Annotated in this window: 11 protein-coding genes; all 11 read right to left on the bottom strand. The window is 51.0% G+C overall.

The genetic code is table 11. The features are described from left to right. Nucleotides 1-11: 11 nt before the first annotated feature. Nucleotides 12-494, bottom strand: coding sequence for an N-acetyltransferase (locus tag Q7Q81_RS06070; RefSeq protein ID WP_363186529.1), 483 nt, complete (start codon nt 492-494; stop codon nt 12-14). 162 nt (nt 495-656) lie between these two features. Then, a complete protein-coding gene (nuoB, locus tag Q7Q81_RS06065) occupies nt 657-1,379 on the bottom strand; it encodes an NADH-quinone oxidoreductase subunit NuoB (RefSeq protein ID WP_293693024.1) in 723 nt (240 codons plus the stop codon). Between the two features lie 12 nt (nt 1,380-1,391). Beyond that, entirely contained in the window at nt 1,392-2,900 is a 1,509-nt protein-coding gene (locus Q7Q81_RS06060; RefSeq protein ID WP_304229138.1) for a hydrogenase large subunit, read from the bottom strand. Nucleotides 2,901-2,904: 4 nt separating this feature from the next. After that, on the bottom strand, nt 2,905-4,380 hold the full coding sequence (locus Q7Q81_RS06055; protein ID WP_304274424.1) for a proton-conducting transporter transmembrane domain-containing protein: 1,476 nt from the start codon (nt 4,378-4,380) through the stop codon (nt 2,905-2,907). Nucleotides 4,381-4,388: 8 nt separating this feature from the next. Beyond that, nucleotides 4,389-5,018: a hypothetical protein gene (locus Q7Q81_RS06050; RefSeq protein ID WP_021720884.1), complete on the bottom strand. Its 630-nt coding sequence runs from the start codon at nt 5,016-5,018 to the stop codon at nt 4,389-4,391. 10 nt (nt 5,019-5,028) lie between these two features. Continuing rightward, a complete protein-coding gene (locus tag Q7Q81_RS06045; protein WP_304274422.1) occupies nt 5,029-5,919 on the bottom strand; it encodes a respiratory chain complex I subunit 1 family protein in 891 nt (296 codons plus the stop codon). Next, nucleotides 5,916-7,889: a proton-conducting transporter transmembrane domain-containing protein gene (locus Q7Q81_RS06040; RefSeq protein ID WP_304274420.1), complete on the bottom strand. Its 1,974-nt coding sequence runs from the start codon at nt 7,887-7,889 to the stop codon at nt 5,916-5,918. The genes Q7Q81_RS06045 and Q7Q81_RS06040 overlap by 4 nt, the downstream gene beginning before the upstream one ends. Before the next feature lie 202 nt (nt 7,890-8,091). Next, nucleotides 8,092-9,021 (bottom strand): WYL domain-containing protein, encoded by a 930-nt coding sequence (locus tag Q7Q81_RS06035; protein ID WP_304274415.1) that lies wholly within the window; start codon nt 9,019-9,021, stop codon nt 8,092-8,094. After that, complete coding sequence (locus tag Q7Q81_RS06030; protein WP_304274411.1) at nt 9,008-10,258, bottom strand: WYL domain-containing protein; 1,251 nt, start codon at nt 10,256-10,258, stop codon at nt 9,008-9,010. The genes Q7Q81_RS06035 and Q7Q81_RS06030 overlap by 14 nt, the downstream gene beginning before the upstream one ends. Nucleotides 10,259-10,375: 117 nt before the next feature. Then, nucleotides 10,376-12,205 (bottom strand): glutamine--fructose-6-phosphate transaminase (isomerizing), encoded by a 1,830-nt coding sequence (gene glmS / locus Q7Q81_RS06025; protein ID WP_304274408.1) that lies wholly within the window; start codon nt 12,203-12,205, stop codon nt 10,376-10,378. A 639-nt stretch (nt 12,206-12,844) separates the two neighbouring features. After that, nucleotides 12,845-14,185 carry a phosphoglucosamine mutase gene (glmM, locus tag Q7Q81_RS06020; RefSeq protein WP_304229157.1) on the bottom strand — a complete coding sequence of 447 codons (1,341 nt, stop codon included), beginning with the start codon at nt 14,183-14,185 and terminating at the stop codon, nt 12,845-12,847. Nucleotides 14,186-14,373 lie beyond the last annotated feature (188 nt).

Below are 14,373 nucleotides of genomic sequence, written 5' to 3'. Positions count from 1 at the left end.
AGCTCTTAAAATTAAAATTTAATTTGCGACGGCTCGTAATCAACCGTTGTCTTGATGAAAGCAATCTCATTACAGTACGGATACTGCGGACAATACACGCATTCCTTCCATACCTTCTGCGGCAGCTTATCCTTCGCCGTTTCAATATAATCACACTTGGCAAAAAATCCCGGCTGATAGGTCAGAGTGAAAAACATCGTCACTCCGCGCTCAATGCCCTCCTTTTCCAAATGCTCCACCAGCTGACGGCCTATGCCTGTTTTCTGCAGGCTCGGTTCCACCGCCAGCGAGCGGATTTCCGCAAAGCGGTCCCAGACAAAATGCAACGCTCCGCAGCCCAACAGACGGTTATTTTCCACCGCTAAAATATAATCGCGCAGATTCTCGTAAATAGAGTTGCGCGCACGCGGCAGCATCAAGCCTTCCTTTGCATAATAATTCAGCAATTTGTGTATATGTTCTACATCGCCGAAAGTTGCCGGTCTAAAAACAATCATTTTTCAAACCCCCTCATTTATATTACCTATATCAGTTTATCGAACGTAACTGATTTTCTATATATTATCACGTATTACAGCAGAGTACAAGTATAAAAATGCAGAAAAAGGAATTAATCAGTGTAATTAAATACTGATTAATTCCTTTATAAAACAGGGTTACATTCTTTCCTTCAGCATGTCTGCCGCAGCACACAAAGCCACAATAATCGCAGCCGGTCGCGGCGGGCATCCGGGCACGGCAATATCAACCGGCACAACGTCAGCTGCACGTCCCACAACAGCATAAGTGCTGCCATAGGTTTCGCCGCCGCAGGCACAGGCACCGCAGGCCATCACCATTTTCGGCTCAGGCATTGCGTCATAGGTCATACGCAGCGCCTGCTCCAGATTGCGCGTAACAACGCCGGTCACCATCAGCATATCCGCATGACGCGGAGAAGCAACGAAGGCGATACCGTAACGGTGCAAATCATAAACAGGGTTACTCATCGCACCCAGCTCAAAATCGCAGGCATTGCAGCTGCCAGCGTCAAGATGACGTACATGCAGAGAGCGTCCCAGCTTTGCTGTGACTGCCTCACTTACCTCAACGGCACTGTCAGCCAGAATCTGCGCCAAAGCATCATGGTTCGTGTGCACCAGCGCCTTACGCGCACAGGCCTCTACACAGCGGCCGCAGAAAACGCACTTACTGTAATCTATTTTTGCTTTACCGTCAGCCACGCTCACAGCTCCTACCGGGCAGGCAGCGGCACAGGCACCGCAGCCGTCGCAGCTGCCGTCGCACTGCAGCTGACCGCGCAGACGCTTGTGGCCCGTAGTATCAATATTTTCGGTAGCAATCTTTCCGTGAAGAATTGCCTCCAGCATTTTTAACATCTTGCCACCTCCTTAGCGGTCTATGCAGGCATAGCATAACTCAAAGCTCTTATTTATTAACGGGAAGTCCGGAATGATGTCGCCCTGTACTGCCACAGTCAGTGCCGGCCAGTTAGGATAGGAGGCACTGCGCACAAACAGGCGGTCTATGCGGCCTTCCTTGTCCAGCAGCAGGCAATGCAGATTATCACCGCGGGCAGATTCGCTGATGCCCCAGGTAAAATGACCTTCCTCCTGCTGCAGCTCGCCCAGCTCTACTGCCAGCTGCGTTTCCGCGTTGCGGCGCAGCTTGCTGATAAGCTGACGCACCAGCTTCAGGCTTTGGGCAACCTCACCGATACGCACCTTAATACGTGCTTCAACATCACCCGCTGTTTCCGTAATAACCTCAAAATCAAGCTCATCATAAATACCGTAGCCAATATCCTTACGGCTGTCACGGGTACTGCCGCTGGCACGCGCACCCACGCCTACCATAGCCAGATCAAAGGCAGTTTCCTGACGTACTCTGCCGGTGGTACGGATACGGTTGACGAAGTTCGCCTGCTCCCACATGATATGTACCATATCGGCATAAACAGCTTCTACCTCACGCAGAACCTCTTCGATTTCCTCCAACATAGCGTCGGTAACATCGTACTGCACACCGCCGGGGATAATCAGACCGCGCAGGAAGCGGTTGCCTGCTATCATTTCGTTAAGCTGCATCAGATACTCCTTCAGACGCGTGCCCATGCTGATTACAGGCGAGAAGCCGACACCGGCGCAGATATTGCCCGTATCGCCCACATGGTTATACAAGCGCTCCATCTCCGCAGCCAGTGTACGGATTAACCACGCACGGTAAGGCACCTCTGCCTCCGAGCATTTTTCCACCGCCTGACAGAAGCTCAGCGTATTCGCTACACTGCAGGCACCGCAGATGCGTTCTACAATCGGCAGTGCCTCCATCGGTGTCAGGCCTTCGACAGCCTTTTCAATGCCGCGGTGGGTAAAGAACAGCTTGGCATCCAGCTGCAGCATAGCCTCGCCTGCCTGACTGAAACGGAAATGACCGGGCTCGATGATGCCTGCGTGAATAGGGCCTACAGGAACCTCAAAGAGGCCTTCGCCCTGCGAGGTAAGCATTTCGTATTCACGATGTCCGCGTGCATCATAATCCTTGGGATATTTTTTCAGCAGCGGATGAAAGCCTTCGGGAAAGCTCTCATGCAGCACCAGCGGACGCATATCGGGATGTCCCTGCGGCTCGAAGCCGAACATATCATGCAGCTCGCGCTCATACCAGGCAGCAGCCGGCAGCAGCGTAGTCAGTGACTGATATTCCAGCGGACCGTCCGCGGGGAACGGCGCCTTCAAAACATCTATATCACGTTTTTCAGCATTATAGAACAGGCAGTAGATGGCCAGACCGCCGCCCTGCAGGGTTTCGTCTGCACCGAACATAGCAGCCAGCGGACGCTTGCCGCTGTCGCTGCAGATATTGGCAGCACCACGCAAATTTTCCGGTTTAACTAGCATTATCTCAGCCTCCTATAATCCGCACAGCCTGGTTCAGCAGATTGTTGAGCCAGGGAATATTTTCAAAGCCTGCTCCCACTACGCAGGTCAAAAGCAGCAGCGCTGCCAACACAGGCACGTCAGTTGCTCCAAGCAAATCGCCCAAGGGCTGACGCTTGGATTTATCGCACAGCATACGCATGCCGTGGTACAAAATACCGATTAAAACGCCGGCCAGCAATATAATCAGCAGACTGCCTGCTACCCAATGTCCCTCACGGAACATAGACGCCATAATGTAAAACTTACTGAAGAAAAGTCCCATCGGCGGCAGGCCCAAAATGCCCAGCATACCGGTAAGCCAGAAGGTTGCGGTATGCGGTACATCCTTAATCATACCGTGAATACGCATCATATTGCGTGTCTGGTATTCCTGGATAATCGTGCCGGCAATATAGAACAGCACGAACTTAATCATCGCATGACTGTACATATGCAGCATCACAGCCTTCAGGGAGAAGGCGGAAAAGACGCCGATACCGGCAACCATAATGCCGATGTTTTCCATAGAGGAATACGCCAGAATACGTTTAACGTCACGCTGTACAACAACGAACGGCACGGCAATCGCCACAGTCAGCACAGCAAAAAACAGCAGCATGCTGCTCATCATCGCAGCGCCTGCTGTCGGCAGCAGGATAACCAGATTACGCAGCAATACATAAATAGCACAGCTGCAGAGCGCACCGCTCAGCATACCGCTGGTCAGTGACGGAGCCTCGGCATAGGCATCAGGCAGCCAGGTATGCATCGGCGCCATGCCTGCCTTCGTACCATAGCCGATAACGATAAACAGCAGTGCCAGCTTGGTCATCGCCGGGTTCAGGCTGTTGGCATGCTCATGCAGATACAGCCAGCTGAGCGCCTTTTCGCCGCCCAAAGCATCAAGCTGTGCATAATACAGCACCAGTGTACCTAAAAGCGCCAAGCAGATGCCGACGGTACAAACCATAATATATTTCCACGTTGCTTCCAAAGCGGCGCGGGTAAATTTGAAGGAAATAAGCAGCGCACTGATTAAGGTAGTCGCTTCGATAGCTACCCACATCAGGCCCAGATTTTTTACCAGCAGTACGATAAACATTGTCCAGCAGAAAAGCTGCATCAGCGCAAAGTAACGGCCTGTCTGCAGCTGCTCGCCCTTGAGCACGCCGCAGCGCTCCTCACGCGTAAGATAATTACGCGCAGTCCAGGTTGCTGCCAGATAAAGTGTGGTAATAATAATTATTACCCACATATTCAGCGCATCAATGTAAAAATAATCGTCTACATAGGGCACAGCAGGATTAAAGGACTTTGCCATCAGCGCCACGCACACACCTACCGCAGTTGCCGTCAGGCGGTGCAGCCAATGCAGGACATTATTGCCAAAGCCCGCAGCCAGTGCCAGCACCGCGCACAAGGGTGGCAGGCATAACAGTATCAAAATATATGTTAACATTACATCCCCTACCCTTTCAGCTTGTCCAGCACATTTGTATCCGTCGTTTTAAACGACAGACGCAGACGCGAGGTTAAAATAACAAGAATAACAACAGCAATCAGCACATCAAGGAAAATGCCCAGCTCGATAATCAGCGGCAAGCCTTCGGTCATAATCAAACCAAGCAGATAAATGCCGTTTTCCAAGGTAATCAGACCGATCATCTGCATAATGGCACGGCTGCGCATAACAATCAGCGCGAGGCCTGTCATAATCATAAACATAGAGGTCGCCAGGATATCGCGGCCCTCTGCCTGCGGCAGCAGACCGTCAATTACCATGTAGCCGAGTGCCAGACTGCAGGCTGCAAAAGCAGTAGAATAATTTACATTGATATCGCTGACAATTTCACGCTCATCGCGCAGCTGATTTACCACGCGTAAAATAGCGTATGGAATAAAGAGCACCTTAACGGCAATCGTCAGCACACCGGGCAGCCAGGCATGCAAACCGCTGCCATGGCTCATGCCTACGACGAGGCAGGCCGCCGCAATCAAAGCAGACTGCAGTGCCAGGCACAGAGTTGCACGGCGCAGCTCCACAAAGCGCGTCTGCAGGAAAACGATAAACATTAAACTTACAACCAAATATTCCATCGTTACCTCCTTACTGTGCCACTACTGCCAGCAGCAGCATCAGTCCTGCTGCGGCCAGATATACACGCACCTTGAAAAGGCGCATCTTATTGTTCAACGTTTCAACCACGCCTACAGCCACCGCACCGATAAGCACCTTAAATACAACCGGCAAGTCCAGCGGCAGATACAGCATAGCGAAAAGCACTAAGAATACCAGCAGCTTGAGCTGGCTTGCCCAATGGATGAGCGCCAGCAGACGGCCGGAATATTCCAGTGTCATGCATTCATGGATCATTGTCAGCTCCAGATGCGTATCAGGGTTATCAACAGGAATACGGCTGTTTTCTGCAAGCAATACAAGGAAGAAGGCAATGCAGGTCAGCACGCCTGCTACCGTCAGGTTGACTTCATCCGTACGCAGGCTCATGCCTGCCAGCGAAGTGCTGTTGGTGTGCAGCACGTTGGAAAGCACAGCCAGCATTACCACAGGCTCAACAAAGGCAGCCACATACACCTCACGGCTGCCGCCCATACCGCCAAAGGCGGTGGCTGCATCCATCGAGGAAACTGCCATAAAGAAGCGTCCCAAGGCCAGCAGATATACAAATACAAAAACGTCGCCAAAGCCGGCCTGACCGCCTAAAAAGCCCGGCAGCATGCAAACTGCCGCAAAGGTCGTCAGAAAATATACGCAGGGTGCCAGACGGAAGGTGATACTGGTATAAGGAGTAAGCATAGTTGGCTTGCCCCACCATTTGCGGATATCGTAATATTCCTGCCAGATGCTGCTGCCGATACGGTTCTGCATCCAGGCCTTTACCTTTTTAATAATGCCGGTAACCAGCGGAGCGCACAAAAGCAGCAAAACTGCCTGCGCCATACCGAGGGCCAGCTGTAACAATTCATTCTCTAAAATCATTTATAAAGCGCCCCCCATACCAGTACCAACATCATTGCCACCATAACATAGGCAACATATAAACGCACACTGCCCTGCTGCAAACGGCGCAGGAAATTAGAAATACTTACAAAATGCTTCTGCAGCGGCTGATAAAGCTTTTCCGTAATCATATCGGGAATTTCCAGCTTGTAGGAAAGCTGACGGCCGAAGTACGCATGCTCCTTGCGCATGTAGGTTACCTGACGCTTGGGCTTCAGCAGATAATCAAACGCACGGCGTACAGGCTTACTGAAGCCGGTTGCGGAATACTGCTGACGCTGCGTCGGATAGGTACCGCAGTTCCAGGTAACATCCTCCACAACAAAGCAATTCTTAACAGCAAGCCACAGCAATGCGCCCAGCACCAGCAGCAAAGCCAACAGTAGCAGCGGCTTGTAGCAAATAGCAGTACCAACGCCAGCCCACGCCAGATTCATACCGAAGGCATCAAGAGCCACAGGCATGCCCAGCGCCAACAGAGCGGCGCGAACGACCGGCAGCGGATAAAGACCGCAAGCAACAACTAAAACAGATGCAACGCCCATAGCAGCGAGCATAAATTTATCGGATTCGTGCGCATGCTCCACGATTTCACTGCGAGCACGGCCCAGGAAGGTGATGCCGAAGAAGCGTACAAAGCAGCCGAGAGCCAGTGCTCCGGTAAAGCCCAGCAGAATAAAGGATACCGCAGTCCACAGGCGGATATCCTGACCTGCGCAGCTTGTACCCAGGCTGATAAAGCTTTGCAGCACCAGCCATTCACCGGTAAAGCCGTTCGTCAGCGGAATAGCGGCAAGCGCCAGCGAGCCGACGAAAGCAAAGACAGCGGTATACGGCATTTTGCGTGCGAGGCCGCCGAACAGCTCCAGGTTCTTGCTGCCGGTGCCATGCATAATACTGCCGGCACACATAAACATCAGCACCTTCATGATGCTGTGGTTAAAGGCATGAACCAACGCTGCCACAAAACCAAGCATATAAAAGCTGCTGCCGGAAGCCTTCATCAGCATACTGCAGCCGAAGGCAGCAAAAATTACGCCCATATTTTCTACAGAGGAGTAAGCAAGCACGCGCTTGATATCCGTTTCCATCTGAGCATAGAGTACGCCCAAAAATGCGGATACTACGCCTGCCAGCAGTACAACAACGCACCACCAGTAATTCCAGGCAGGCAAAAAGCTGAACATAAAACGACCGAAGCCGTAAAGCGCAATCTTCAGCATAACACCGCTCATCAGCGCGGAAACGTGACTGGGTGCTGCCGGATGCGCCTTAGGCAGCCAAACATGCAGCGGCACCAGACTGGCCTTTAAAGCAAAGCCGGCAAAGGCACAGACAAAAACAAGATGCTGCCAGCTGCCCTCCAGCGTATTCTTGGCCATAGCAGCAAAGCTGAAGCCTTCGCTGGCAGAGCCTGTCAGCAAAAAGGCAATCATAATCGCCGCCGTACCAACGCTGGTCATAACCAGATACTGATAGGCAGCATTCCAGGTAGCACGCTTTTCGGATTCATGGTTAACCAGCATAAAGGAGGCTACAGCCATAATCTCCCAGAAAAGCAGGAAGCTGAAGGCATCGCCGGCCAGCAGCACCATTACCATAGACATGATGAACAGACACCACATGCCGCCCAAAAGACGCAGACGGCTGCCCTCATAGCTACGCGCATAACCGAGCGCATACAGGCTGGCAACAACACCGGCGATACCGGTCAAAAGCAGAAAGACTGCGCTCCAGCCATCGCAACCTAAAGAATACGAGCCCCAGGTCAGGGGTGCGGGGCTCACGCCGCCGAAAAGCAGCAGGCCTGCCGCATAAGCGCAGACAGCGCTGCCAAAAAGGGCAGCGCTGTTAGCAAGCCAGTGTGCAGCACGCTGCATGCCGTGGGGAAGCAGCATGGTTAATACGCCAATGCCATAGAAGCCCACAGCCACTAAAAACATTTCCATTTCATCACCTACACATAAAAATTTCAACTTCTTCACAAAAATGACATGTATCGTTAATTATAACACATTTGTTGACTGCGTAAAAGAAAATTACTGTTAAGAATACAAAAAATACACCTGGCCTGCAGAAATTTCACAGGTCCGGTGATTTATAATAAGGCTTCGGCATTAAATGAGCTTCCGGCAGATTATATTTTTCCCCTTACTCCTTCGCCCGCAGCGCCAGCTGCTTACGCAGCCTGTGACGCAGCAGCTCAATAAAGCCTGCCGGCTCCTGCACCCGCAGCAACGGTCCGAAGGATAAAATACGGATAACCATTTCCGTTTCATCACTTTTGTTATACATCAGCTGCAGCCTGTAATGCTTTTCATCCAAGCGCTCCGTTATCTTTTCCAAATGCGAAAAATGCAGCATTGCCCGCTCCAGAGCATTTCGTTCATCCGTCAGCAGGACTGTAACCGCACAGCGCTCCGGCTCCAACAGCATACAGGCTTCTTCTTCCGTCTGCTCCAGCATTTTGCAGCTTTTGATACGCCCCACATTAACGTAATGCAGATGGCGCTCATGCACCGCCTTTAAGCGGAACTTGTCGTCCTTTGACGAATATTCCAGCTGCAGCGGCAGATATTCCTTCCGCACGCTTTCGTTTTTGCCGCTGATAAAGCTTATTTCTACCCTGCGCTTTTCCGCTATCGCCTGCAGCAGCAAGCGAAAATGCTGTTTGTACTCGGGAGCATCATAATTGTCACCGTCGCTGTAACGGTCGAAATACACAAATTGCTCCTCACTGAACAGAGGCTCCACATCCTCCAGTCCGCTGCATTCCACATCAAAAAGCTGTATCCGCTTATCCGTCAGCAGGCTTTTCAGCCAGCGACGCTGCAATGTTGTCAACGGCATCGCCGGTGCATGCCGCAGCGGCGTAGTCATATCCTTCTGCAGCAGCGGCCAGCTTCCGTCCTGCAGTGCCTTAGGAATGGTCAGGCAGCTGTCGGCAAAGGCCTGCTCCCGCACCAACAACTCCAAGCTGTCCTTCGTCAGCTGCTTTTCCTGAGCCTGCCGCAGAATACTGCTCACAACATTAAAATAGGTGCCGTATATTTCGTTAAAAAAGCTGTCATTTTTCGCCATCCGCTTGCACCTCCTGCAGATAATAGGCCGCTGTCTGCTCCAGATCATCATAAAAAATGCGCTCTATTTCCTCGTTACTGCAGCTAAAAGCAGTAATACGCCCGATAAAGGTGCGTAACCACGGCAAAAGCTCACGCGCATCATACACGGCAGCACTGAAGCGATAATGCTCCGCATCCAGCTGCTGCACCGTGCCGCAACGCTTTTCACGCTCCAATCGCTGCACAATAAACTGCTCGTCAGCTGCCGCCTCCACCGTAAAGCTGATTTTCTCCAACCGGTCTGTCCTGAGCATGCCTGCGCCCCAGATGTGCGGCGCCGCCTCCTGTGCCAGCTGCAAAAACTCCTCATAGCGTCCTTCTGCGCGTTTAACCTCAATACTTTCGATATGGTCCAGACGGTTGAACAGCAGCTTTTGCGCAGCATAGCTGTAGCTCAAAAGATACTGACGTCCGGTCCTCGTACTGCAGTAAATTTTCAAAGGGCAAACATATTGCGGTATACTGCTGCCGTCCTTGTCACAGCGGTAAAGCGTTACGGACTGCCTGCTGTTCATCGCCTCCAACAGTTCGTACAGCAGCTTGCTGTCCATCGTATATAAAATAAAATGATGCTTAAAGGCAAAGGCTTCGCAGTCCTCGGCAAATTTATCCAACAGATAGGAGCCTGCCTCTCCCAAAGGCGCCGCCTCGGAAAAGAAGGCGCAGGCAAGCTGCCAACTGCGCCAGTTCACCTCATCACGCGCCAGGCAGTAAAGATTGCGCCGTCCCTGCTTCACCAGCCGCAGCATTCCCAGCGCAGTATATTCATTCAGCTTGTTGCGCACCGTCGATTCATCGGGCTGACGCAGCTGATTATCAAAGCAGTTGAAATAACGGCCGCTAAGCAGCTCCAACAGCTCTGCCGCCGAATAGGCCTTGCCGTCGGCAAGAATATCCAGCAGATAAAAATGCAGTGTAATATCCATGGACGTAAAGCTCTTGGCCTTCCAGCTTTTGTACAAGGGATTATGACTGATACTGCTGCTGTCGAAGGAAATGCGGTAGGCTCTGCCGTCCGCTTCGCTTTTGAAGCTCATGTAATCCTCCAGCCAGCTGTCCAGACGCCGGCGATTATCATCATAGCTTCTGGAGCTTTTAGCAGTAAAATCCTGCCGCTTTTCAAAGCCGTATACATAAAAGCGCCGCATAAAATTGCGGATATCACTGTAATTTTTAAAAAGCTCGCTATAAGCCATCTGCTTTTGTTCCCCTTCCGCTCTAATTTAATATTAGTATAACATAAGCAGCGTATCTCTGTAATTACAAAAACGGCGCAGCAGATTTTTGCATCTGTTACGCCGTTAATTTTATTTTTATTCAACTGTTACGCTCTTGGCGAGATTTCGCGGTTTATCAACATCACAGCCGCGAGTCAGCGCCGCATAGTAGGCCAGCAGCTGCAAGGGCAGCACTGCCATCAGCGGTGCCAGATATTTGTCCGTACGCGGGATGTAAATAACATGGTCCGCATATTTTTCCAGAGAGGTGTCGCCCTCAAAGCCGATGGCAATAACCACAGCCTCGCGCGCCTTAACCTCCTGCAGGTTGCTGACGGTTTTATCATATACGTCCATTTGCGTTGCCAGTACGATTACCGGTACACCGGAAACAATCAGCGCCAAGGTGCCGTGCTTCAGCTCGCCTGCTGCATAAGCCTCCGCATGAATGTAGGAAATCTCCTTCAGCTTCAGCGCACCCTCCAGCGCTACAGCATAATCAAGGCTGCGTCCCAAGAAGAAGGCATCCTCACTGCTGCCGTATTCACGCGCAAACACCTTAATCTGGTCCACGTTTTCCAGCATCTTGTGAATCTGCTCAGGTACAAAGGTCAGGCCCTGCACCAGCTCCTGCTCACGCTCGGCACTCATGCTGCCGCGCAGACGGCCTACATAAATTGCCAGCATCAGCATTGCCAGAAGCTGTGTAGTGTAAGCCTTGGTAGATGCCACGGCAATTTCCGGACCAGCATAGGTATAAACAACCTGGTCTGCCTCACGCGCAATAGAGCTGCCGACAACGTTGGTAACCGCCAAAGTGCGGGAGCCAAGACGCTTAGCCTCACGCAGCGCTGCCAGCGTATCGCTGGTTTCACCGCTCTGGCTGATAACAATCGTCAGACTGTTGCCATCAACAAGCGGGTCGCGGTAACGGAACTCGCTGGCAATATCCACCTCAACCGGCACACGCGCCAGCTGCTCCAGATAATATTTGCCGACGATACCTGCATGATAAGCGGTACCGCAGGCCACGATAAAGATTTTATTGATTTCGCACAGCTCCTCGGCTGTCCAGTTCAGCTCGGGGAAGCCGATGGCTTTTGCTTCCGCGTCCAAACGGCTTGTCATGGTATCGCGCAAAGCCTTAGGCTGTTCATAGATTTCCTTCAGCATGAAATGCTCAAAGCCGCCTTTTTCCGCTGCTTCCGCATTCCAGTTGACCTCAAACACCTTCTTGCTGATGGGAGTGCCGTTGATATCCTGCACCCATACACCGTCTGCCGTTACCGTGGCGATTTCGCCGTCGCTCATGATAAAGGTACGGCGCGTATGGTTGATAATTGCCGGAATATCGGAAGCAATAAAATTTTCACCCTCGCCAAGGCCGATAATCAGCGGATTATCCTTTTTGGTGCAGATGATTTTATCAGGCTCGTATTCGCACATAAACACCAGGCTGTAGGAGCCCTTGATGAGCTTCAGCACCTTTTTGACGGTTTCTTCGAAATCTCCGTCATATTGGTCCGCCATCAGATGAGCTACAACCTCGCTGTCTGTTTCAGACAGGAATTCATGTCCCTTGGAAATCAGTTCTTCCTTCAGGCCAAGATAATTTTCAATAATACCATTATGGACAACGACAAACTTACCGCTGCTGTCCGTATGGGGATGCGCGTTGCGATCCGACGGACGGCCATGTGTTGCCCAGCGTGTGTGACCGATACCTACATTGCCCACAGGCATATTGCCTGCCAATTTCTGACGCAGTGCATCCAGACGGCCTACACATTTTTCTACACGAATGCTGTTGTTTTCATAAACAGCAATGCCGGCAGAATCATAACCGCGATACTCCAGCTTGCTCATACCATCAAGCAAAAAGGGGGCTGCTTCGTGATTACCGATATAACCTACAATTCCGCACATAAGTAGTAATCCTCCTCTACGCTGCAAGGTGTAAGGCATCATCTGCTTAGTCAGGTTTTCCCGTATCTGATACCTTCTCCCTTGCGAGCATGTATTATATTCTTTGCCCTTTCTGCCACCATGCTTTTCTCTCCCCCGTTACCGGAGGGCTTTATACACGGTTTGCGGCCTGCAGCCGGCCGTGAGGCATCCGCTGACTGATCGATAACCTCATTCCTCGTCCACCGCCTAAGCGGTACATGCGCTTACATCCTTCACTGTCTGCATTTGGCAGCAAAAACAAGCCTCTGCTGATTTATGAGCAAACAGACAATGAGCCGCGCAGGCAGGCAGTCCCACGCGGCACATCCTCAGACTAATTTAATTTTACAATATGATAACTGGCAGGTCAAGAAAACATTCCTTGAACTTTTCTTGCCTGATGCTTGCCTGCAGGCGCTTCATATAGTATAATAAATATAGAAAGAGTGCTACCGATAGACGGTTGCCCTTCAAAATTAACTGTTAAAAATAACCGCTAGTGTAGGAGCTGGGCGGTTATTTTTTTGCGTTTTTCAAGAAAATATACAAAAGCAGACCATTGCATCTGAAACTGATGTAATGGTCTGCTTTTAATCTTCATTCAGCAAGGAAGTCTGCTTATGCCAGCTCCTTGGTTACAACGTCGGCAATAGCGTTGGCAATCTGCTCCAGACGCTCCTGCTTCGGTCCTTCGGCCATAATACGGATTAAAGGCTCTGTGCCGGAAGCACGTACCAGAATCTGGCCGTTTTCGCCCAGCTCCTCCTGATATTTTTTAATTACTTCCTGAATAGCAGCCTTTTCTTCCCAGCCGTTTTTATTCTTCACGCGTACATTCAGCAGAATCTGCGGGAATTTAGTCATTACGGCGCCCATCTCGGATAAAGGCTTGTTGTTGCGAACCATTGCGCACAACAGCTGTACCGCAGTCAGAATGCCGTCGCCGGTTTTAGCGAATTCGGAGAAAATGATATGACCGGATTGCTCGCCGCCGATAGAATAATTGTGCTTGAGCATTTCCTCCAGTACATAGCGGTCACCTACAGCGGTTTTGACAGTCTTGCCGCCATGAGCCTTCATAGCCTGATGCAGGCCGACGTTACTCATAACAGTGGTTACCAGCATATTGTCATGCAGCTTGTTGCGCTTCATCAGCTCCAGAGCGCAAATCAGCATAATCTGGTCGCCGTCCATAGCCTCGCCGTTTTCGTCAACTACCAGGCAACGGTCGGCGTCACCATCATTGGCGATACCTACATGAGCGCCAACCTCGACAACCTTCTTCTGCAAAGCCTCCAGATGAGTGGAGCCGCAGCCGTTGTTGATGTTGATACCGTTAGGCTCGTTGAAAATTGCCACAACCTCTGCACCGAGGCTGCGCAGGATAACCGGTGCGATTTCGCTGTTGGCACCGTTGGAGCAGTCCATAACAATCTTCAGACCATTCAGCTTAGCATAAGCAGTGCTCAGAATGTGCTTAATATACAGTGCTGACAAATCCTTTTCATGAATAATCTGGCCTACGCTGCTGCCGCTTACTGCCTGAGTGTAATCAATCGGTGCAGCAACGATAGCTGCAATTTCGTCCTCTACTGCGTCAGGCAGCTTGTAACCTGTCTGAGAGAAGAATTTGATGCCGTTGTCTTCAAACGGATTGTGAGAAGCAGAAATTACTACACCGGCGTTAGCCTTAACCTCACTGGTCAGAAAGGAAACTGCCGGAGTAGGCATAACGCCCAGAAGATGTGCATTGCCGCCGGCGCTGCAGATACCTGCTGCCAAAGCACTTTCCAACATTTGTCCGCTGCGGCGTGTATCTCTGCCGATAATAATTTTCGGGCAGGAAACCTCGCGGCCAAAGTATTTTGCGGCAGCATAGCCCAGCTTAAAGGCCAGCTCCGGAGTAAGCTCTACGTTCGCCACACCGCGAACACCATCAGTACCAAATAATCTTGCCATTTTTTGTAATAACCTCCCTAATGTTAATTCGTTTATATGTGAGTTGGGAATTGTTGAGATTTATATATACACAACCCCTCTGTCACCTACGGTGACATCTCCCCTTTCAGGGGCGATATAACAGGCTTACAAGCAGTAAACTTCGCAATTCTTAAAACCTTTATATGCTCCCTGCAAGGGAGCTGTCA

The organism is Phascolarctobacterium succinatutens (assembly GCF_958453765.1).
Classification (GTDB): Bacteria; Bacillota; Negativicutes; order Acidaminococcales; family Acidaminococcaceae; genus Phascolarctobacterium_A; species Phascolarctobacterium_A succinatutens_B.
This window is presented reverse-complemented; position numbering and strand designations above follow the sequence as displayed.